Below are 20,211 nucleotides of genomic sequence, written 5' to 3'. Positions count from 1 at the left end.
GCTATACAACATACCCTCTGCATTCATATTGTTCCTTAACGGGCGTTGGAAGCTTCTGTTCCTTCGCCCGCGGTGTTATAGTCTGAGAAAACTACGCGATATTTAATCATGATCGGATTTATTCTTTGCAGCCTGTTGTTGGCGGCCCTGGTGCAGAAGCAAAGCGAGCTTTTACAGTTACTCGCCACTCCCGTGGCTTTGGGGGTCAGTCTGGCAGTGCTGGCTATCAGTCTGCTGGCAGGTTACCTAAAAAAAGTTCCCGCTGTTATCTGGCACGACGGCTTTGCGACCAGCTGCCTATTTGTCTGGTATGCCTATTGGGCGCCGCAGTTCGACGACGATGCGCCCATGTTCTTTTTCTTTCCTATATATTACGCAATGTTAACGTCGATCGTGACGCTTACCCTGATTAACCGGAGTGAGGATTTCGATCAGGAATCCATCCGGAACTTGCGTTATCTGGAAAAAAACAACCGCTTTAACATCAGTATGATTGTGGCGTTTGTGCTGGTTAGTTTGCTAATTACCCGGCATTACACGCTTTACCCGATTGCGATGACTTTTTTTATAACCCGCCATACGATGATCGCTTGCCTGGAAGCTGTCGACAAGCGATAACTGGTTTTTTTTGAAATAGGGTAGGGTACGCAGTGCGTACTATTTCTAATCATCTCCCCACTCTCGATAAAGGTACGCACTGCGTACCCTACCCAAGTTAAATCCATCTATTTATTACGAAGCTTTAGCAGACCACAAAGCATTCCGCAAAAACTCCGGTATCCGTTGTTCCAGCCAATACTTCGGTTTAAAAGGGATTGATCCCGATACGAAGCCGACATGACCGCCGCGTTGAGTCAACTCCAAATGCACATGGGGCGATATTTCATCCAGGCCGGGTAGCACTTCTTTGGTCATAAAAGGATCGTCAACCGCTTGAATCACCAGCGTGGGCACCGAGATGGATTTGAGATATTGCCTGGAACTGGAACGCCGGTAATAGTCGTGTACATCGTTAAAGCCATGCAATTTGGCAACGACTCGATCGTCGTATTGCCAGAACGAATTGATCGCCGATAAGTCGCCCAATTCCTTGATCTTCAGAGCTTCTTGAGACTGACCGATGCTTTCCAGGTGTTGTAATTTATTGCGCATGTAGACTTTTAACGCTTTCAGTAACCTGCCGCGATAGCATTTTGCAAAGCCGTTATCTAGTTTTGTCGCGCAGAGTCCCAACAACAAAGGCACAGAAACCGCGACAGCGGCAAACAGATTCAACCGATCGCCTTGTTCGCCCAGCCACTTTAAAAGTACATTGCCGCCCAATGAAAAACCCACGGCGCCTAAAGGTGTGTCAGGTTCTCGTTCACGCAGGGTTTGATAGAGAAAATGAATGTCTTCTGTTTCGCCTGAATGGTAACTGCGCGCCCTGTTATTAGATTGGCCGCTACAGCCGCGGAGATTAAGCGCGGCGCTGCGAAAGCCTTGTTTGAGCAAGGCGCTTTGCAAGCCTTTAATATAATCCGATTGGGAGCTGCCGGTTAAGCCGTGTATCAGGATAATCAATGGCTGGTTGCCGGTTCCGCAGTAATCGATGTCGATAAAATCGTAGTCGGGAGTTGTTAATCGTTCGCGGCGATAATCGGGCGGATCAGGCGCTTTTCTTAATAAGGCCGGATAAATAGTCTGCAAGTGACTGTTGCTTAGCCACCAGGCGGGCTTGAATGTTTTTTTGATAAACATGGTTTATAGAATTTTGTAACAAGAATGGCTGATTGTAATACCATTCATGGACAATCTATTTATCTTGGCGGTTAACGATATGAAAAAACTGGTTATTTACAATCATGGCAAAGACAGCATGCCGTGGGGCGAAAAAACTTTTCAATTTGCCGAGGTTGCCAAACGCCACGGCTATTTATTTGAAAGTCCGGATTATCAAGCGCATTCGGATCCTGATAAACGGGCCGAACAACTGCTGGCAATGGATTTATCCGGCTACGATAAAGTCGTATTAATCGGCTCCAGCATGGGCGCTTATGTCGCAACAGTGGCCTCGGAATCGATTAAGCCGCAAGGGCTTTTTTTGTTGGCGCCTGCGTTTTATCTGCCCGGCTACCGGCAGGCGGAGTTTAAGCCAACGGCTGAAGATATCAGGGTCTTCCATGGTTGGCAGGACGATATTGTACCGCCGGAGAATGCCTGGCGGTTTTGCCAAAAACACCGAATACGGTTGAACCTCTATGACACTGATCACCGGATGCTAAGCGCAATGCCTCAGTTGACAGAAGAATTCAGCCGGTTTTTGCAGGATTAAGCGAACGGATTGATTTAAAAGTTGAGTTTTAGGCGTAATGGCCTCATATCTTTAATAACTAAACTTCAACAATAAGGTCACCCCATGAGTACACTGCATATTGTTTGTCCTCACTGCGATGCGGTAAACCGTATGGCATCCGAGCGTTTGAGCCAACATCCCCGTTGCGGCCAATGCAAAGAGGCTGTGTTTACCGGACATCCACTGGAATTAACCGGTCAGAATTTTCAACAGCACATTACACGAAATGACATTCCTGTGGTTGTCGATTTCTGGGCGTCCTGGTGCGGGCCATGCAAAATGATGGCGCCAGCCTATGCCCAAGCGGCTGTTGCGCTTGAACCGCAGGTGCGCCTGGCTAAACTCAACACTGAACAGGAGCAGGGCATTGCCGCTCAGTTTAATATTCGTAGCATTCCGACGCTGGTAATCTTCAAAGCCGGTCGCGAAACAGCCCGTATGTCCGGCGCTATGAGCACTGCGGATATCGTCCGCTGGATCAACAACAGTATTTGAATGGCCTAGCGAAGCAACTCCGATAACATCTGGAAGTTTACCGGCTTGAGTAAGTGATGGTCGAATCCCGCAACCTGTGACCGGTTGCGGTCTTCGGTCTGCCCGTAACCAGTCAGCGCGATCAACATCGCCCCCTGGGTCTCCGGTAACTCACGTAGCCGGTTCGCAACCTCATAGCCGTTAAGTCCGGGAAGGCCGATGTCGAGCAGGGCGACCTGCGGCTGGAAAACTTGCGCCAATTCTAGCGCTTGCAGGCCGCAGTGGGCAGTTCTGACTTCATGCCCTTCCATTTGCAGCAGTAACGCCAGGCTTTCGGCCGCATCGACATAGTCATCGACGACCATGATGCGAAGGGTCGGCGATAAGGAGGCCCGGGAATCAGGCACTGCATGATCGGGCTCGATGGCAGGTTGAGCGGCCGGCAAGAGCGGCAGTTGTATTGTAAACGAACTGCCTTGGCCGATACCGGCGCTTGAGGCCGTAACCGTGCCGTCGTGCTTATCGACCAGTTGGCGCACCAATGTCAGTCCAAGCCCCAGGCCGCCCTGAGAATGGGCCAGGGAACGGTCGGCCTGGGTAAAAAGATCAAAGACATGCGCCAGCAGGTCCGGGGCGATACCGACGCCGTTATCCTCGACGCGTACCAGCGCATAATTGCCCGCTCGCATCGCACTTAGCGTGATTTTTCCGCCTTCGTCGGTATATTTGGCGGCATTGTTCAGCAGATTGGTAATGATCTGCTCCAGCCGTGTCGCATCGCCTTCCAGCCATCTTGGTTCATCCGGCACCGAAAGGACGAGGCGGTGTTTCCGCGCCTCAATCAGGGGGCGGCAGTTTTCTACGGCGTGAGTGATAATTCGGGTTAAATCGCAACGTTCCATTTTCAAGCGGATCTTGCCCTGTATGATGCGCGCTACATCGAGCAAGTCGTCAAGCAGACGTGCGGTATGATTGACTTGCCGTTCAATCAGAGCATGACCCCATGTCAGCGTAGGGTCGGAAAAATCATGCTTTTTTAATATGTGCAGGGCATGGAGAATGGGGGCGAGCGGATTGCGCAGTTCGTGGGCGAGCATGGCCAAAAATTCGTCCTTATGGCGATCGTTTTCGCGTAGCGCCAATTCCATGCGTTTTCTTTCGGCAATCTCTTTGCTTAATGCCTGGTTAGTATGCGCCAGCTCCGAAGTCCTTTCCCGTACATGACTTTCCAGCTCTTCATGAGATTTCTGAAGCGCTTCTTCCGCCCGCTTGCGCTCGGTAATGTCCGTACAGGTGCCTACCCATTCCCGGACCGTTCCATCCGCTTCCAATACCGGTACCCCGCGAGCAACGATATGGCGATATTTCCCATCATGCCGATGCAGGCGGTATTCTGTTTCATAGATAGAGCCGGCCGTCACGGCCCGCTGCCAATGCGTCATAGCGTTCAGGCGATCTTCGGGATGCACGGCATTACTCCATCCAAGGTCTTTCATCGCCTCCTTGGATTGCCCTGTGAACGCGCGCCAACTGGGTATATCCTCGACGATTTCACCGGACGGGTTGGTGATCCATACGATCTGGGTAGTGGCAATGGTCAAGGATCGGTAACGCTCCTCGCTGAGCCGGAACGCTTTTTCCAGGCTTGTGCGGAACTGGATTTCTTGCTGAAGCTCGGCATTGCGCCGAGCTAACTCGGCCGTACGTTCGGCGACCTCGGATTCGAGTTCCTGCAACACCTGATGAAGTTGATCCTGGACGGTCCGTCTTGTCAGTTCTAACAAGCGCCTCTCCAGTTCCGTTGCAACGATATTGGCAAGATTCGCGATATAGGGCTCGTAAGGCAAAAACTCCTCAGAGCTCAGAACCGAGTAGCTTAGAAAGCCGTATAGCTTTGATGCCGTGCGTAGCGGTAAGCGGTATGAGTTGGCTTGATTCAGCGCGCTGGGGCCGGAAGCGTCGGACGACCCGTCCCGCCTGGCGGTGCAGTCCGAGCAATCGGAGTGAGGATCTGGAGAGGTTGCGCTGATAGCGCCTTCCAAACAGAAAGATACCGAAGCAATGCCGGGCACTGTCTGGTTGATCGCTGTACTCACAAAATCGACAATAGTCTGATGATCAGGAAGAGCACACAAGGTTCCGGGGATAACAAATAATTTGCCTAGAACTTCGGCTTTACACTGAGCGGCCATCAGAGATTAACAAATATGTGCTAAAGGATATTGGCATAACCGGCATGATTATTCTTGTAAAAAAGCTGTTGGTTTATCAGGCATTGAAAAATAAGGATTATGTACAATTTGACCGGCCACAATCATCATCGGATGAACGCTCAGCACATCGAAAAGCATGGCACCATCCAATTTGCTGACGTCATATTGGCACATAACACCGTGGATAGGAACCTCTTCCATCAGACTGTTAATCATCGCTTCGTATTCGATCCAGCGTTCAACACCGGGTATGCTTTTGGATATCCAATTAGTATCTCCTGTCATGCGTGCTCCCGCAAAGCGCTCACTCTGGGCTCGATTATAAAAGGAGCGCAAATAGTCAAGCATGCGTTCCGGGATGAAAGTGCCGTCGGGGCAATAAGCGGCCTCTGCCTGGGTCAGAACCAGCTGCTCTGGCTTAGCTTGGCAGGAGGGAATAATTCCCAGTTGGGAGAGATAGCTATCCATGCCATTCATCGGAGGCATGACATCGGCAAAGTAGCCAACCTTTTCGCTGGCTAACAGCCCGCTTCGCAAAAATTTAGCAGTTGTGCTCTGCCGCTCGTTCTCATTAGTGTACAAATGGCAGATGTGCATCCCGGCTGGGAAACTCCGCTCGGCGAAATCAAATGCAACCTGATGATTAACCTGACACACAGAATCACCCTCGCAGGACCATGAATTTGATATTTGTTCGTTTTTAAAGGACATATTCAAAAATACAGGTAATTAGATGGATCTATTGGTAGATTTTTAATGCTATTGACACCCATGCCGGAGTGCCTGTGCCAAAATTCCAAAAATCCGATTGTAGCAATTTTGAATTTTTTGTATATCGCTATTTTTTAAATAGCGGAAACTTGATCCAAGCTTTTTTATAGTAAGCTGCAAAAGCGAGGTTACCTGTGGTTCCTTCGCCGCTATACGCCGTCGAGGCCCCTGAGAGCCTGAGTCTGGCGGGGTAGTTTAATCCGCAACCGCCAGCATCACCGCGCCGGCTTTAAACACCGCCGTAGCAGGCTGGCCTTCGCTCAGGCCCAACGCATCGACGCTGTCGTTGGTGACGGTCGCGGCAACCTGCTCGCCGCCTTTTAACTCGATATCGACTTCGGCGTTGACCGTGCCCGGTTTTACCTCGGTGACCGTGCCTTGCAACTGGTTGCGCGCCGACAGCCGGTAGCCGCCGAAATCGGTGACGATGATGATTTGCGGAGCCTTGACTAGGGCGATGACCTCAATGCCGTTCTTGATGCCCAACGTTTCGACAGATTCCTTGGTAATCGAAGCGACGATGGTTTCCCCGCCTTTCAAGCCGACATGGACTTCGGCATTGACCGCGCCGATAAGCACCTTGCTGACGGTACCGATAAATTGATTGCGTGCGCTTGCTTTCATGATGAACTCCTGGATTAATTTAATATCGATGTACCCTTGATCTGCGCATAAACCGCCATGCCGATTTGCAAACCCAGCATCATTGCCGATTTGCGGGTGATGTGCGCCAGCAGCGCCTGACCGCCGACTTGCAACCTTACAATGCTCTGGCTGTCGCGGCCATCGGCAATGCCGGTGACGGTTGCGGGCAGCACATTCAGAATGCTGGTGGCGGTTGGGGCTTGAAGGGCGATGCTGACATCACGGGCGTAAATCTGTACCCGCAATGGCGCACCGGCCGGGGCATCGACCGCCGGCAGGCTCAGCGAGCCTCCGGCAAAATCGACGCGAGTCAGATGGTAGTCGGGTTCATGTTCGGCGACCGTCGCTTGCCAAACCGTGGCGGCCTCCCGGTCTTGCGCCAGCGGCACGTCGAGACGGCTTTGCGTTTCCGACAGCGGCCCCGATGCCAGCGCCCGGCCGTCTTCCATAATCACCAGCGTGTCGGCCAGCTGAGTGACCTCCTGCTGGGAGTGGGTGACATACAGCACCGGAATGTCCAGTTGCTGATGCAATCGGCTTAAAAACGGCAGAATTTCCTGTTTGCGCTTGAAATCCAGCGATGCCAGCGGTTCGTCCATCAGCAGGACTTCGGGATTAAGCGCCAAGGATCGAGCGATGGCGACCCGTTGCCGTTCGCCGCCGGACAAGTGGCCGGGCATACGCTCCATCAAGTGGCCGATGCCGAGCAATTCAATAGTTTGCTTCAGCTTGACCGCGCCCGAGTTTTGTTTGATCCGTTTCAGGCCGTAATTCAGGTTGTCCCGCACCGTCAAATGCGGAAACAGGTTGGCTTCCTGAAACACATAGCCGAGCGATCGTTGATGGGTGGATAAAAAGATATTGCGTTCGCTGTCCTGCCAGATATGGCCGTTGATTGTCAGTAAACCTTGCGGCGCATGTTGCAGCCCGGCGATGCAGCGCAGCAGCGTGGTTTTGCCTGAGCCGGAGTGGCCGAACAATACGGTAATGCCGGTGCCGGGCAGTTTTAAATCGACGTCCAGTTTAAAGTCGCCGTAGTCGAGTTGGAAGCGGGCTTGGATTGTTGTCATTTTGGGTTATCTACATATTAATTATTCAGCTACAGATTGGTGCAAGGCACAAGACAAAGGGTAATACTGTTGACTTAAGCGGTACAAAGCCCTCTCCAGAGGGAGAGGGTTGGGTGACGACTGCAAGGATGCAGGAGGTAGAGCAACGCAGGGAGCAGTTGCCGAGGGGAAAGCAAAATAAGGAAAAAAGCTTATTTTATCCCCCTCATCCCAACCTTCTCCCTCAGGGAGAAGGAGCTCGTACTCTTAAGTCAACGGCATTGAGGGCGAAGGGCGGCAGTGTGTCCGACGCTCTTTTTTTCGCCTTTCGTCTTTCGTCTTATCCGTATTGATCCGTGGCTATAAATTGACAAAAAAAATCATTTAAGCGGATGCGCGACGGGCTGTGTTTTCAGCGCGGTGTACAGCACCAGCAGCACGCTGAATGAGAACAACAGCAAGCCACCGGCCAGCCAGTGCGCTTCGGCGTATTCCAGCGCTTCGACATGGTTATAGATTTGCACCGACACCACGCGGGTTTTGTCCGGAATATTGCCGCCGACCATCAGCACCACGCCGAATTCGCCGACCGTATGCGCAAAGCCTAAAATAGCCGCGGTCAAAAAACCGGGCTTCGCCAGCGGCATGACCACGCTAAAAAAAGTATCCAACGGACTCGCGCGCAAAGTCGCGGCGGCTTCCAAAGGCTGTTCGCCGATAGACGTGAATGAGGCTTGCAACGGCTGCACGACAAACGGCAATGAATACAGCACCGATGCGATCACCAAGCCGGCAAAAGTAAATGGCAATGTGCTCAAACCCAGCCAAGTAGTGAATTTACCAACCGCTCCGGCCGGGCCCATCAGCACCAGCAAATAAAAGCCCAAGACAGTCGGCGGCAGCACCAGCGGCAGCGCGACGACGGCATTGATAATGCCTTTCCAGGCGGAGCGCGTCCGGGCCAGCCACCAGGCCAGCGGCGTGCCGAGCAGCAGCATCAACACGGTTGCGATGGTGGCGACTTTGAAGGTTAAAAACAATGCGCCGAGATCGGAAGGGGTTAGCATGGTAATGTCCCGCCTGAGGATTGCCAAATTTCCAGCTGAAAAATCTGGAGTGCAGGCTTCGCCTGCCAGCGCAAGCAAAGCTTGCACTCCTGTTTTATCGTTCCGATGCTCCGGCGTACCCTCTGGGGCATAAATGGGAACGCAGAATGTAGGCCGAAATAAGCCCGCCCGGCGACTGCAAGAGCGGGTGTTTCCGGCATCCCGATGCGCAGAAATGCCGGAAACGCCTGTCCTGCGCTTAAGGCGCGGACCGGCTTATTCCGGCCTGCGTCGAAATGTGCGTCACGACGGAGCGTGGGAACTATTGAGAGAGTGACTATATCGGCGGCGTTTAACATAGTTCTATTCCGCCAAGTCGTAACCGTATTTTTTGATAATCGCGAGCGCTTCCGGCGATTTCAAAAATTTCAACAATGCCGGTGCGGCTGGGTTTTCGGCGCCGGTTTTCATCAGTATTGCATCCTGACGGATCGGCTGATAACGATCCGTAGGAATGATCCAACCTGAGCCCGCGGCTATCTTGCCGTTGTCTATCACTTGCGACAGCGCTAAAAAACCCAGTTCGGCATTGCCAGTGCTGATGAACTGGTGGGTTTGCGCGATGTTCTCCCCTTGTACGAACAACGGTTGCAGTTTGTCGAACACGCCCTGTTTTTTTAATACTTCAATCGCCGCCGCGCCGTAGGGCGCCAGTTTCGGATCGGCCAGCGCGATATGCTTGAAACCGCCTTTATTCAGGATTTGCCCCTGATCATCGACTAAACCCGGCGTGGCCGACCAGAGTACCAATTTGCCCAGCGAGTAAGTGAAACGGGTGCCGGCCACCGCCAAGCCCTCTTGCTCAAGCTTGATCGGGCTTTTGTCATCGGCTGATAAAAACACCTCAAACGGCCCGCCGTTTTCAAATTGTGAAACGAACTTACCGGAGGAACCGAACGCCAAGCTGGCGCTGTGACCGGTGGATTTTTCAAAAGCGGCGGCAATTTCGGCCATCGGCTTGGTGAAGTTGGCCGCGACCGCAACCAGCACCGTTTCGGCCCAGGTTGCAGGAGCGATTAAAAGCAGCCCTGCGGCGAACAGAGAGCGGAAAAAGTGATTATCTAACATAAAATTCTCCAATAATTTAATGGTGGGATGCTATTTCGATTTGATAAATCCTGTCAGTCATCCGATTAGCTACGATAGACCTTCCAGGTTTTAAAAACCTGGAAGGTCTTACTCGCATCGTTCCGGGCGTAACGCAATGTTCCGTCAAAAGCGCAACATGCTTTGCACATAGAAGTAATTGACGTCATCCTTGTCACTCGGCGCATTGGCGGTCTCCCTGGCGAAAGTGTCTTTGAACAGATGGGCCAAGCCGGTTTCGAAATTCAGGCTGCTGTTGACATCCCAGCGCGCCATCAGTTCGAGTTGTTGGCCGATAAAGTTATCGGTTCTGCCCGTGGCATCGCGCAGATTGGCCGAGGTCCAACTATCCTTGTCTTCCACGAGCCAGTAGAGCCGGTGACTGAGGCCAAGCTGCACATCGCTTCGCGGCGCGGCGGTAACCCGTAACCCCGGCGTATTGATATTGCTGCGGGCAAAAGCGCCGTATATGCCGGTCGGACCGAACTCGAAGCGCCGCGCGCCATACAAAGTATCGAAACGCTGGTTTTTCTTATCATTGGGATCGTGATCGCCGCTGGCGTAATCGTATTCCAGCGCCAAACGCGGCGACCAGGGAATATCGAAGGTGTAACCGACGTCCAGGTGTTGATACCAGGCGGAGTGATCCAAATCCGTACCATTGTTGGCGGCGGTCGATGAACGCACCGTGCCGAATTGGCCGATGGTTTCGGTTTGAAAATCGAATGTGCCCTTGGCCGGTTTCATGTAAAAGCGCATGCCGGGCGTAAAATAGCGGCGGTTGGCGGTCTGGTTGCGTTTGCGGTCGCCTTCGTCCAAATGGTACAAATACAGTTCGGCGTTAATGCCCCAGGCGATGTTATAGCTTTCCAAAAATCCGCCGGAAAACCAGGTTTGGTATTCGGGTTCGTCGAAACTGTGGAAGCCGTCGAGCAGTTGCTGCGAGTTATTCGGATAGCGGCCGACCGGCTTGGTCACAAAAGCATTGAATTGCCAGTTGTTATAATCGAGCAAACGCAGCCGCACGCCGTCGAAACTATTAATGGTGTTGCGCATCGCGTTCCGGGCAATCAAGCGGCGGCTGCCGAAATTGAGCGATTGACGACCGACGATAACTTCCGCGCCCAGACCGCTGTAGGCGACGTTCTGATCGGCCCAGGCCAGATAACCCTGGATAAAATCGGCCTCGTCGACGTGGGTGTTATTGATCCCGGATCCGCTATCGGAGCCGAACTGCCGGGCATCCAAAAACTCGGCGCCGGCGCGTAGGTGATTGAAGCGCGCCTCAAGGAACACATCGGTTTGCAACGGAATTTGTTGATCGCCGCCTTTGCCGCCCGCTTTGAAACTGCCGTCCAGGGTTTCGTAGCGCGTGCGCTGTTCTGCCGACAGCGACAGCCATTTCGGCAAGTTCAGGGCATCGTGCAGATTCCAGACTGGTTTTTCGTATTTGTCGGCCCCTAACAGCGCATCGGGCATTTGGCTTTCGAAAGCCGCGAGCGGCGGCCTGGTGTGGGTTTTAGGCGGAGCCGCGCTGGTTTTTTTGTCTTCCGCCGCGGCAGCAGTGGCGATGCCGGTAACAATATTGGCGGCGACAAGCAGACTGAGTGCATGGCTAGCAGTGATGTCGCTAAGCGCTTTTTTCATCATCATTGACCTATAAAATTATGCCGTTCGCATCGACGCCGCTTAAGCGAGGCTACGGAACTTATTCGGGATAACTGAAAGCAAAGAGCGATTCCGGTTTGCCTCGTTATATAGTCAGATACATAAGACTGACTATTTTTTTAACAGCAAATGCCATGCCAGCTATTGACTAGGCGATTGCACGTAGCGATTATATAAATTATTAGCGTTATGTCAAAAGGTAAATAACGTCGTGTTTCGAACATTTTCGATGGATTTTGTAGGCTTGGCGACATTGCGGATATTTAACTGTCGCCTGGAGGCGTCTGTTTTTGGTTTTCGTGGACAACTGCCGTTTTTAGGTTCATGCGGGCAAGGCCCGCACTCCGGCTTTGAAATTTATATTCAGGTATGTTTATCATCAATAGTTATGAATGGCCTATAATCGTGAACATTACCCAGCATATTGATGTTTGTCGGATTTAGGCGCTTTTATTCTGGATGAGAGCGAGTTCATTTTAATTCGTTATGTAGTTGGGTGAATAAAGAAAAATGGAAATAACGCTCAGCTCAATCCCTACAATATCCATAATCACGTATGACTGACAGTTCTGACCGTAACACCACTTCAACAGCATGGGTCGATGGAGAATTACGTTTAGCCGGCCTGGACAGGCGCATGATCGTCTTGCTGAGGGCGATAGACCAGAGTGGTTCGATCAACCAAGCCGCCAAACAGGTGGGGTTGAGCTATAAAGGCGCTTGGCAAGTCATTGAAAGAGCTAATAACAATGCGCCGAAAACATTGGTCAGCACCGCTACCGGCGGTAGCAAAGGCGGCGGTACTTGCTTGACCGAGGCAGGGCGAGCTTTGCTGGCGCTGTTCACTCGCCTGGAGCAACAACATCGACAGTTTCTTGAACAGCTCAACCGTAACTTGGCCGATGATCCCGATACGGTCTTGCTGTTGCAGCAATTGGTGGTGAAAACCAGCGCTCGCAACCAGATTTTTGGCAGCATTACCGAGATTCATGCCGATATGGTGAATGCGGAGGTTGCCGTGAAATTGAAAGGCGGCGAACAGGTCATTACCAACATTACTCAGGCCTCGCTCAGTAATCTTGGTTTGCAGATCGGTGCCGATGCGGTATTGTTAATCAATAGTGCCGACATAACGCTATCAATGGATTCCGATCCAAATCGCTATGCGGCATGCAATCGCTTGTCCTGTAGCGTGATTCGCGTTCAACAGGACGAGGTGAACGCGGAGGTGATCGTCTTATTGCCCGGCGGCGAAACGCTGGTCGCCTTGATTACATCGGAAAGCGCTCAAAGCCTGACGCTTGTGCCCGGTATGAAAGTATGGGCAATATTTAAAAGTAACGCTCCGGTGCTGGGCGTTATGCCGCTACTTTGACAGTTTTCATTCATCTTCAATAAACTCCATCCTTAAACTTGCAAAAATTCCTTTATCTTATGAATTCAACGGCTTCTGATTTTTTATTGTCCGCCAAGTGTAAACGATCAGCCGGATTGATATAATGACTGCTGAATTTGTAGTCCGAGGCTGGAATGCCTGGGCGCCGGGATTGAATAATTATGAGGACTGGCAAAAGTGGCTCGACCATCAGACCTTTGTCCAATCGGAAAAAACGGCCATACCTGTTAAGGTGCCCAAGACACTTCAGCGCAGATTAAGCCCGTTAGCCAGAGCGGTTTTTTATGCCGCGGACGGTTGCATCGATAGTGATAAGCCATTGCCGATTATTTTCAGCTCTGCCCATGGCGAAGTGAACAAGTCCTTGGAAATGCTTACAAGCATGCAGAAAGGTGAGGATGTTTCGCCGACAGCCTTTAGCCTGTCAGTGCATAACGCCATATCGGGATTGTTTTCCATGGCCTATGGCTGTCATCAGGAAATTACCGTGATTGCGCCGGGCCAGGACGGTATTGCCCCGGCATTTATTGAAGCACTGGGGCTTTTGCAGGAACGCCATGCCGACGAGGTGCTGCTGGTTTTGTATGATGAACCGTTATCGGATTTTTATCCGTCGTTACCGTTTGCGCTCAACGCTCCCGCCATTTGTGCATTAGCTTTGAAAATTTCTTTAACCGGGAGCGGTTTGGCGTTGCAATTTAACAGATCATCTGCGCACCGCGACGACGGAGAGCACGCGTTGCAGATATTCTCTTTTATCAAGTTTCTTGTTGCCGACAGAAAAACGTTGGCACTGGGCAATCATAGACATAGCTGGGAATGGCACAAAAAATAACAGCAAAATTAAGCTATGGCTGGCGCCTTCTGGCAACAGGATTAAGTTTTTTTAGTTTTGGTTTCGGCGGTATATTGCTGTGGCTATTGGTATTTCCGGTACTGTCTTTGTGGCCCGGCAATCCGCGGCAAAAAGTCAGCCGCGGCCAAAAAACGGTGCATTACAGTTTTTATGTCTTTATTGGTTTGATGCACAGACTTGGGGTGATGACTTACGACATCACCGGCCTGGACAAACTTAACCGTCCCGGCCAGTTGATCATCGCCAACCATCCGACGCTGGTCGATATTGTGTTTTTGATCAGCCGAATCGAACAGGCCAGTTGTATTGTCAAAGCCCGGCTGTGGCATAACCCGTTCATGCGCGGCCCGATACTCAATGCCGGATACATCAGCAACGGCGACCCTGAGCAGATGATAGCCGAGTGCGTTGCCTGGCTGCGCTCAGGCGGATCGATGATTATTTTTCCGGAAGGGACGCGGTCGATGCCGGGCAAACCGTATCACTTTCAACGCGGCGCGGCGGCCATTGCTTTGCAGGCGAATGCCATAGTGACCCCGGTGACGCTGACCTGCAATCCGAGCACCTTAACCAAAGCCGAGCGCTGGTATCAAATTCCCGAGCGCCGCTTTCATCTGACCATGCACGTTGGCGACGATATTGCGCTCGATCAATTTAATGATATCAGCCCAAAATCGGTAGCCGTACGTCGCTTTACACACTATCAGCAAGATTATTTTACCCAACAGAGAGAGCTTTATAAGCACGATGGAAAACGAATTAAAACAACTCATTATTGATACGCTGGATCTGGAAGATATCAGCGTGGCGGATATAGACAGTCAGGCACCGTTGTTTAACGACGGTTTGGGACTGGATTCCATTGATGCCCTGGAATTGGGCTTGGCGATCCGCAAGAAATACAATGTAAAAATCGATGCCGAAAAAGAAGACGTGGTGAAGATTTTTGCCTCGGTTTCAACGTTGGCCGATTACATTCAATCTGCGCGCGGTTGAGGTGCTTATGATAAAAGAGCGCGAAGAAATCCTGGCGGCCATCAGAGAGATTATGGTCGAAATGTTCGAAATGGATGAGCAGGCTATTACGCTGGAAGCGAAGCTGTACGAAGACCTGGATTTCGACAGTATCGACGCGGTAGACATGATAGTCAGGCTTAAGGAAATGACCGGCAAAGCGATCAAAGCGGAAGATTTTAAAACCGCCCGTACCATTGGCGATGTGGTCGAAGCCGTTTATAAGATGCTTAATGACTGATCTGCCGGTTGCTTGGTTTATGTTCTCCGTTTCTTCTCGTTCCCACGCGCTGCGTGGGAATGCCGTGTAAGGCGCGCTGCGCCGCGAGCCGTAAAAGTGCATCAATACCAGCCTTACAAACACTGGACGCAGCGCGTGGGAGCGAGATAAATATGCGCTTGTTCATAAACGGCGTGATGGGTTTATCAACCTTGTTATACCCGCTGGCGGTTTTTTTCGGCAAAGATTATTTTGAGCCCTGGAAAATAGCCGCGCTATTGATTGTATTATTGCTGGTCAGACTGGCAGCCAGCTATTCCGTTAAGCACTGGAGCACGCCGTTATTGGTTGCCGGCATCGGCTATTGCCTGTTTGCGATGTGGAGCAATCAATTCGGCACATTGCTGGTTTACCCGATTCTGGTCAATGGCTTGATGCTGCTGATTTTCGGCTGGAGCCTGTTTTCGCCGCCCAGTTTGGTCGAGCGTCTGGCGCGCATACAGCACCCCGATTTGCCGCCGGAAGGCGTTATTTATACCCGCCGGGTGACGCAAGTCTGGTGCGGTTTTTTTATTATTAACGGCGTTCTGGCCTGGGTAACGGCCTTTTGGTGCAGCCTGGAAGTCTGGAGTTTATACAATGGCCTGATCGCCTACGTGCTGATGGGCGTATTATTTGCCGCCGAATATCTGGTCAGGATGAGAACCCAAAAGCATGTCCGATAAGCTGCTGCCGCTGTCGCACTGTTTAATGGATGCCAGGCCGACTGATACGCCTGTCGCCTATCATGCCGGGCAGCACTATTCGGCGGGGCAGTTTGCGAGCGCGGTTAAATACTGGGTCGACAAGCTGCAAGCGCAGCCATTTCAGCATTACGCCTTATACACTGAAGACGCCTATCCGTTTGCAGTGCTGCTGTTTGCGTTATTGCATGCCGGTAAACAAATCTGGATACCCGGCAATAATTGCCCCGGCACAGCACGGCAGTTATCGCTAGACTGTCAGTTGCTCGGCGATTGGCAGAAAGGCGAGTGTTTCGATTACAACCTGGATGCGCCGGCGTGTTCCGGCAGGTCTTTATCGCCGCTAAACCCCTTGGACAACCAACTGGTCATTTTTACCTCCGGTTCGACGGGTCAGGCCAAGCCGATAGCCAAATGCCTGAATCAGTTTCAGCTTGAAATCGCCACGTTGGAACAGCGCTGGGGCGAGCAACTCGGCAATGCCGAGGCGTTGGCGACAGTCAGCCACCAGCATATCTATGGCTTGCTGTTTCGCGTGTTATGGCCGTTGTCGGCAGGGCGGCGTTTTCATAGCCAGGCTTATATCAATCCTGAAACGCTGGTTAATGCGGTTCATCAGAAACCTGCTTACTGGATCGCCAGCCCTGCGCATTTAAAGCGTTTGGATCAGCAGTCGCCGTGGGACGGCATTAGCGCTTTAAAAACGATTTTTAGCTCCGGCGGCGCGTTGCCGGAGAGCGCGGCTCAACAGATTTTAAGCAGCGGCGCGCAGGCGGTGATTGAAGTCTATGGCAGCTCCGAGACCGGCGGCATTGCCTGGCGGCAGCAGGAACAGGCTTGGACATTATTTACGGGCATGCGCTTAAGCTGCGTTGACGGAAAGTGGTTGCTGTATTCACCTTATTTGCAAACCGGGGCAGGGGCTTTCCAACTGGACGATCAAATCACCTTATTGGTTGATGGCCGCTTTACGCTGCATGGGCGTTCGGATCGCATCGTCAAGATCGAAGAAAAACGCCTGTCCTTGACCGAACTGGAACAACGCTTGATGACCGAACCGTGGGTCGATGAAGCCCTCGCGCTGGTGATAGCCAGAAGCCGGGATGTCGTCGTAGCGGTTGTGATGCTAAACCAACAGGGTTTTGAGCTGTTGGCGATCCAGGGCAGAAACTGGCTGATCAGGCAACTGCGCATAACGCTCAAGCCATGGTTTGAGCCAGTGGTGTTGCCGAGAAAATGGCTGTTTGTCAACACGATGCCGCTAACGGCTCAGGGTAAAATCGACCAGCAACTGTTAAAAACACTGTTGGATTTTGATAATCGAAAATTGCCGCAAACACTCAGTCTTGAAATGGCTCCCGACCATGTCCGGCTGGGTCTTAGAGTGCCCGAAAATTTGCTGTATTTTCCGGATCATTTTGCCGACTATCCGGTCTTGCCGGGAGTAGTGCAACTGGCTTGGGTGGAGCATTTCAGCAAGCTGTTTTTTGCTATCGATAGACCGTTTTCGCATATGGAAGTCATTAAATTTATGAAAGTCATCCAGCCCGGCGCTGAATTAACGCTCGCTATCGAGTGGAAAGCGGCAACCGATAAGCTGTACTTCAATTTCAGCTCGGAGCGCGGCGCATACAGTTCAGGGCGCATGGTTTATGAAGGTAAAAGCCAATGAAAGTACTCAACATAAGAATGAATAACCACGAAGAGCACGAAGGACACGAAGAGAAATGTGTTAAAAACTTCGTGTTCTCGGCAACTGCTCCTGCGTCGCCTAAAGCGCCTACTGTTGGTGCTCTCGGCAATTGCTCCGTGCATTGCTCTACCTCCTCCATCCGTGGAGTCGTACCTCCTGCATCCATGCAGTCGTCTGTGTTCTTCGTGGTGAACATTGCTTTTGGGGTTTCATAGTCAATGAAACCCTGCATCGTCATCCCGGTTTACAACCACGAAGCCGCAATTCCCCATGTGCTTGCCAGGTTAAAAAGCTTCGCAATCCCGACTTTTCTGATCAACGACGGAAGTTCAATGTTGTGTTCACGGATTTTGGCTGACTGCGCCGAGCGCGAACCGGATTGGCTTATCTTAATCAACCGACCAGAAAACGGCGGCAAAGGCGCTGCCGTACTGGACGGTTTTAAGGCAGCACAAGCCTTGGGATTTAGCCACGCAATCCAGATCGATGCCGACGGACAGCATGGCGTTAATGACATTCCCGCGTTTCTTGAGGCTGGAAAACACCATCCTGAAGCGCTGATTTTGGGCCAGCCTCTGTTTGATAAGACTGCGCCCAAAAGCCGGGTTTACGGCCGAATCATTGCCAATCTGTGGGTATGGATCAACACCTTGTCGCTTGCGATTGCAGACAGCATGTGCGGTTTTCGCTTGTACCCGTTGGCCGCGGTCGAGAAGTTATCCGCTGGCACAGCCATAGCCAGAGGCATGGATTTTGATATCGACATCCTGGTGCGCCTGTACTGGCAGGGCGCTGATGTCGTCAACATACCGACCGGGGTGAATTATCCTTATGACGGCGTGTCGCATTTTAAGTTATGGCGGGACAACCTGATGATCTCGAAAACCCATGCCAAACTGTTTTTCGGCATGCTGATGCGTATTCCGCAACTGCTTAGCAGGCAAAGGCCATGAAGAAAACGTCGCATTGGGCGGATATGGGTGAGTGGAGCATGGTCTGGGGCATGCGTTTTTTGTTGCGCGTTTATCTGCTGCTCGGGCGTACCGTGTTGCAGTGGTTTTTATATCCGGTGGTGAGTTATTACTGGCTGGCGAACAAGCCGGGCAGGGAGGCCAGTCAGGCCTATCTAAAGCGCGTTGCGAAGCTTTCGCCGTCATCGAATTTAAGCGGTAGCCTCCGGGACAGTTACCGGCACTTCATCAGTTTCGCCAACGCCATTATCGACAAACTGGCGGCCTGGTCCGGCGCATTGTCGCTTGCGGAAGTCGACTATCGAGGGCGCGACAGCGTGCTGGCTCATGTCAAGACCGGAAGGGGCGCAATCCTGCTGGGCTCGCATCTGGGCAATCTTGAAGTCTGCCGGGTGATTGCCGATCTGGACGAGACGGCGCGCATTAACGTGCTGGTACACACCAAGCATGCCGAAAAATTCAACCGCCTGCTCAGGCAAACCAACCAGAACAGCGGCTTAAACCTGATCCAGGTGACCGACATCAGCGCCGCCACGGCCATGCTGTTGAGCGATAAAATCGACAACGGCGAGTTGGTCATTATTACCGCGGACAGAACGTCGGTCGGCCATAATCCGCGCGTTTGCCGGGCCAGCTTCATGGGCGCCGACGCTTCGTTTCCGCAAGGCCCGTTTATCCTGGCCTCGCTGCTTAAATGCCCGGTTTACACGCTGTTTTGCCTGAAACAACAGGGCAGGCAGGTGATCTATTTTGACCATTTCAGTGACAGCTTGACGTTTCCCAGGAAAACCCGCGAGCAGGCCATGCAGCAAACAATACAGCGTTATGCCCGGCGATTGGAGCATTACTGCTTAATGGAACCGTTACAATGGTTTAACTTTTTCGATTTTTGGCGAGTGCATGAAGAGTAAAAATACCGTGGTTTTTGATGGTAAGCCGTTGACGATTGAAGCGGTTTGCCAAATAGCCAACCAACAAGCGCAGGTTGAATTGGGCAGGCAGCCGAAATTTATTGAGCGCATTAACAAAGGCGCCCGGTTTATCGATACCTTGTTAAAGGAAGAAGGCTTTGTCTACGGCGTAACCACCGGTTACGGCGAGTCCTGCACAGTCTCGATACCGCTGAATCTGGTCGAACAATTGCCCAAGCAGCTCTATACCTTTCACGGCTGCGGATTGGGCAACCATTTTGATGCCCAGCAAACCCGGGCCATACTGGCCGCGCGCCTGACCAGTCTGGCGCGCGGTTACTCGGGCGTTCGCTACAAGTTGTTGCAACAGCTGACGAAGTTATTAAAGCTGGACATTTTGCCGATGATCCCGCAGGAAGGTTCGGTCGGTGCCAGCGGCGATTTGACGCCGCTGTCCTATGTTGCTGCTGTGCTTGCCGGCGAACGGGACGTGCTTTATCAGGGTCAGCGTCAATCCACGCAAACGGTTTTTGCCGGGCTCAACATCGAAGCGCTGACCTTAAAACCCAAGGAAGGCCTGGCGATTATGAACGGCACGGCGGCCATGACCGGCATCGCCTGCTTGGCCTACCAACGCGCCGAATATTTGTCCCGCTTGGCTACGCGCATCACCAGCCTGGCTTCGGTCGCCTTGAACGGCAACGCCTACCACTTTGACGAGCAGCTGTTTTCGGTCAAGCCGCATCCCGGCCAAAACCGCGTCGCCGAGCGGATACGTGAGGATTTGCAGTTGAAGCACAGCGCGCCGCGCCACGATACCCGCTTGCAGGATCGGTATTCATTGCGGTGTGCGCCGCATATCATCGGCGTGCTGGAAGATTCCTTGCCCTGGCTGCGGCAGTTTATCGAAAATGAATTAAACAGCGCCAACGACAACCCGATCATCGATGCCGAACGCGAACGCGTCCTGCATGGCGGCCATTTTTACGGCGGCCATATCGCCTTTGCGATGGACTCGCTCAAAACCGCCGTCGCCAATCTGGCCGATTTAATGGATAGG

22 protein-coding genes are annotated in these 20,211 nt (G+C 52.1%); 14 read left to right on the top strand and 8 right to left on the bottom strand.

Going from position 1 to position 20,211, the window contains the following annotated elements; all coding sequences use genetic code 11:
* Positions 1-108 precede the first annotated feature (108 nt).
* On the top strand, positions 109-618 hold the full coding sequence (locus M0R47_RS13070; protein WP_292555522.1) for a hypothetical protein: 510 nt from the start codon (positions 109-111) through the stop codon (positions 616-618).
* 114 nt (positions 619-732) lie between these two features.
* On the opposite strand, the gene M0R47_RS13065 is transcribed toward M0R47_RS13070, so the two are convergent.
* Complete coding sequence (locus M0R47_RS13065; protein WP_292555519.1) at positions 733-1,740, bottom strand: hydrolase; 1,008 nt, start codon at positions 1,738-1,740, stop codon at positions 733-735.
* Between the two features lie 79 nt (positions 1,741-1,819).
* Between M0R47_RS13065 and M0R47_RS13060 the strand changes: the two genes are divergently transcribed.
* A complete protein-coding gene (locus M0R47_RS13060; protein WP_292555516.1) occupies positions 1,820-2,314 on the top strand; it encodes an alpha/beta hydrolase in 495 nt (164 codons plus the stop codon).
* An 84-nt stretch (positions 2,315-2,398) separates the two neighbouring features.
* Positions 2,399-2,830 carry a thioredoxin TrxC gene (gene trxC / locus M0R47_RS13055; RefSeq protein WP_292555513.1) on the top strand — a complete coding sequence of 144 codons (432 nt, stop codon included), beginning with the start codon at positions 2,399-2,401 and terminating at the stop codon, positions 2,828-2,830.
* A gap of 5 nt (positions 2,831-2,835) precedes the next feature.
* Here trxC and M0R47_RS13050 read toward each other — a convergent pair whose 3' ends face one another.
* The 5 genes from M0R47_RS13050 to modB all read right to left on the bottom strand — a co-directional run bounded on the left by M0R47_RS13050 (position 2,836) and on the right by modB (position 8,554).
* Positions 2,836-5,001: an ATP-binding protein gene (locus M0R47_RS13050; protein WP_292555509.1), complete on the bottom strand. Its 2,166-nt coding sequence runs from the start codon at positions 4,999-5,001 to the stop codon at positions 2,836-2,838.
* Positions 5,002-5,049: 48 nt separating this feature from the next.
* Positions 5,050-5,733 (bottom strand): MEDS domain-containing protein, encoded by a 684-nt coding sequence (locus M0R47_RS13045; RefSeq protein ID WP_292555506.1) that lies wholly within the window; start codon positions 5,731-5,733, stop codon positions 5,050-5,052.
* A gap of 255 nt (positions 5,734-5,988) precedes the next feature.
* The gene (locus M0R47_RS13040) at positions 5,989-6,417 is read right to left on the bottom strand and encodes a TOBE domain-containing protein (protein WP_292555503.1); all 429 of its coding nucleotides are present in this window, start codon (positions 6,415-6,417) and stop codon (positions 5,989-5,991) included.
* 14 nt (positions 6,418-6,431) lie between these two features.
* Entirely contained in the window at positions 6,432-7,508 is a 1,077-nt protein-coding gene (modC, locus tag M0R47_RS13035; protein WP_292555500.1) for a molybdenum ABC transporter ATP-binding protein, read from the bottom strand.
* 359 nt (positions 7,509-7,867) lie between these two features.
* Complete coding sequence (modB, locus tag M0R47_RS13030) at positions 7,868-8,554, bottom strand: molybdate ABC transporter permease subunit (protein ID WP_292555599.1); 687 nt, start codon at positions 8,552-8,554, stop codon at positions 7,868-7,870.
* A gap of 133 nt (positions 8,555-8,687) precedes the next feature.
* On the opposite strand from modB, the gene M0R47_RS13025 reads away from it, so the two are divergent.
* Complete coding sequence (locus M0R47_RS13025) at positions 8,688-8,870, top strand: hypothetical protein (RefSeq protein ID WP_292555498.1); 183 nt, start codon at positions 8,688-8,690, stop codon at positions 8,868-8,870.
* 26 nt (positions 8,871-8,896) lie between these two features.
* Here M0R47_RS13025 and modA read toward each other — a convergent pair whose 3' ends face one another.
* Both modA and M0R47_RS13015 read right to left on the bottom strand, forming a co-directional pair.
* Entirely contained in the window at positions 8,897-9,661 is a 765-nt protein-coding gene (modA, locus tag M0R47_RS13020) for a molybdate ABC transporter substrate-binding protein (RefSeq protein ID WP_292555496.1), read from the bottom strand.
* Between the two features lie 144 nt (positions 9,662-9,805).
* A complete protein-coding gene (locus M0R47_RS13015) occupies positions 9,806-11,329 on the bottom strand; it encodes an alginate export family protein (RefSeq protein WP_292555597.1) in 1,524 nt (507 codons plus the stop codon).
* Between the two features lie 574 nt (positions 11,330-11,903).
* On the opposite strand from M0R47_RS13015, the gene M0R47_RS13010 reads away from it, so the two are divergent.
* The 10 genes from M0R47_RS13010 to M0R47_RS12965 all read left to right on the top strand — a co-directional run.
* Positions 11,904-12,722 carry a TOBE domain-containing protein gene (locus tag M0R47_RS13010; protein ID WP_292555494.1) on the top strand — a complete coding sequence of 273 codons (819 nt, stop codon included), beginning with the start codon at positions 11,904-11,906 and terminating at the stop codon, positions 12,720-12,722.
* Positions 12,723-12,846: 124 nt separating this feature from the next.
* Positions 12,847-13,578: a beta-ketoacyl synthase chain length factor gene (locus M0R47_RS13005; protein ID WP_292555491.1), complete on the top strand. Its 732-nt coding sequence runs from the start codon at positions 12,847-12,849 to the stop codon at positions 13,576-13,578.
* Positions 13,563-14,378: a lysophospholipid acyltransferase family protein gene (locus tag M0R47_RS13000; RefSeq protein ID WP_292555489.1), complete on the top strand. Its 816-nt coding sequence runs from the start codon at positions 13,563-13,565 to the stop codon at positions 14,376-14,378. The genes M0R47_RS13005 and M0R47_RS13000 overlap by 16 nt, the downstream gene beginning before the upstream one ends.
* Positions 14,347-14,595, top strand: a complete 249-nt coding sequence (locus M0R47_RS12995) for a phosphopantetheine-binding protein (protein ID WP_366513218.1) — start codon at positions 14,347-14,349, stop codon at positions 14,593-14,595. The genes M0R47_RS13000 and M0R47_RS12995 overlap by 32 nt, the downstream gene beginning before the upstream one ends.
* A 10-nt stretch (positions 14,596-14,605) precedes the next feature.
* A complete protein-coding gene (locus M0R47_RS12990) occupies positions 14,606-14,854 on the top strand; it encodes an acyl carrier protein (protein WP_292555593.1) in 249 nt (82 codons plus the stop codon).
* A gap of 152 nt (positions 14,855-15,006) precedes the next feature.
* Positions 15,007-15,558, top strand: coding sequence for a hypothetical protein (locus M0R47_RS12985; RefSeq protein ID WP_292555486.1), 552 nt, complete (start codon positions 15,007-15,009; stop codon positions 15,556-15,558).
* Complete coding sequence (locus tag M0R47_RS12980) at positions 15,548-17,248, top strand: AMP-binding protein (protein WP_292555484.1); 1,701 nt, start codon at positions 15,548-15,550, stop codon at positions 17,246-17,248. The genes M0R47_RS12985 and M0R47_RS12980 overlap by 11 nt, the downstream gene beginning before the upstream one ends.
* A gap of 239 nt (positions 17,249-17,487) precedes the next feature.
* Complete coding sequence (locus tag M0R47_RS12975; RefSeq protein WP_292555482.1) at positions 17,488-18,222, top strand: glycosyltransferase family 2 protein; 735 nt, start codon at positions 17,488-17,490, stop codon at positions 18,220-18,222.
* Positions 18,219-19,151: a hypothetical protein gene (locus M0R47_RS12970; RefSeq protein WP_292555479.1), complete on the top strand. Its 933-nt coding sequence runs from the start codon at positions 18,219-18,221 to the stop codon at positions 19,149-19,151. The genes M0R47_RS12975 and M0R47_RS12970 overlap by 4 nt, the downstream gene beginning before the upstream one ends.
* Positions 19,141-20,211: aromatic amino acid ammonia-lyase (locus M0R47_RS12965; protein WP_292555476.1), on the top strand; the 1,071-nt coding region annotated here is incomplete at its 3' end. The genes M0R47_RS12970 and M0R47_RS12965, both read left to right, overlap by 11 nt.

It is taken from the genome of Methylobacter sp., assembly GCF_023227905.1.
Classification (GTDB): Bacteria; Pseudomonadota; Gammaproteobacteria; order Methylococcales; family Methylomonadaceae; genus Methylobacter_A.
Note: the sequence above shows the minus strand (reverse complement) of the source record. Positions and strands in the feature narration are given on the sequence as shown.

Coding starts and splice junctions, on each gene's coding strand:
- modA (WP_292555496.1), bottom strand. CDS start 9,661: ATGTTAGATAATCACTTTTTCCGCTCTCTGTTCGCCGCAGGGCTGCTT.
- M0R47_RS13060 (WP_292555516.1), top strand. CDS start 1,820: ATGAAAAAACTGGTTATTTACAATCATGGCAAAGACAGCATGCCGTGG.
- M0R47_RS12985 (WP_292555486.1), top strand. CDS start 15,007: ATGCGCTTGTTCATAAACGGCGTGATGGGTTTATCAACCTTGTTATAC.
- M0R47_RS13000 (WP_292555489.1), top strand. CDS start 13,563: ATGGCACAAAAAATAACAGCAAAATTAAGCTATGGCTGGCGCCTTCTG.
- M0R47_RS12970 (WP_292555479.1), top strand. CDS start 18,219: ATGAAGAAAACGTCGCATTGGGCGGATATGGGTGAGTGGAGCATGGTC.
- M0R47_RS13070 (WP_292555522.1), top strand. CDS start 109: ATGATCGGATTTATTCTTTGCAGCCTGTTGTTGGCGGCCCTGGTGCAG.
- M0R47_RS13015 (WP_292555597.1), bottom strand. CDS start 11,329: ATGATGAAAAAAGCGCTTAGCGACATCACTGCTAGCCATGCACTCAGT.
- M0R47_RS12995 (WP_366513218.1), top strand. CDS start 14,347: ATGGAAAACGAATTAAAACAACTCATTATTGATACGCTGGATCTGGAA.
- modC (WP_292555500.1), bottom strand. CDS start 7,508: ATGACAACAATCCAAGCCCGCTTCCAACTCGACTACGGCGACTTTAAA.
- M0R47_RS13010 (WP_292555494.1), top strand. CDS start 11,904: ATGACTGACAGTTCTGACCGTAACACCACTTCAACAGCATGGGTCGAT.
- trxC (WP_292555513.1), top strand. CDS start 2,399: ATGAGTACACTGCATATTGTTTGTCCTCACTGCGATGCGGTAAACCGT.
- M0R47_RS12975 (WP_292555482.1), top strand. CDS start 17,488: ATGAAACCCTGCATCGTCATCCCGGTTTACAACCACGAAGCCGCAATT.
- modB (WP_292555599.1), bottom strand. CDS start 8,554: ATGCTAACCCCTTCCGATCTCGGCGCATTGTTTTTAACCTTCAAAGTC.
- M0R47_RS13045 (WP_292555506.1), bottom strand. CDS start 5,733: ATGTCCTTTAAAAACGAACAAATATCAAATTCATGGTCCTGCGAGGGT.
- M0R47_RS12980 (WP_292555484.1), top strand. CDS start 15,548: ATGTCCGATAAGCTGCTGCCGCTGTCGCACTGTTTAATGGATGCCAGG.
- M0R47_RS13005 (WP_292555491.1), top strand. CDS start 12,847: ATGACTGCTGAATTTGTAGTCCGAGGCTGGAATGCCTGGGCGCCGGGA.
- M0R47_RS13025 (WP_292555498.1), top strand. CDS start 8,688: ATGGGAACGCAGAATGTAGGCCGAAATAAGCCCGCCCGGCGACTGCAA.
- M0R47_RS13065 (WP_292555519.1), bottom strand. CDS start 1,740: ATGTTTATCAAAAAAACATTCAAGCCCGCCTGGTGGCTAAGCAACAGT.
- M0R47_RS13050 (WP_292555509.1), bottom strand. CDS start 5,001: ATGGCCGCTCAGTGTAAAGCCGAAGTTCTAGGCAAATTATTTGTTATC.
- M0R47_RS13040 (WP_292555503.1), bottom strand. CDS start 6,417: ATGAAAGCAAGCGCACGCAATCAATTTATCGGTACCGTCAGCAAGGTG.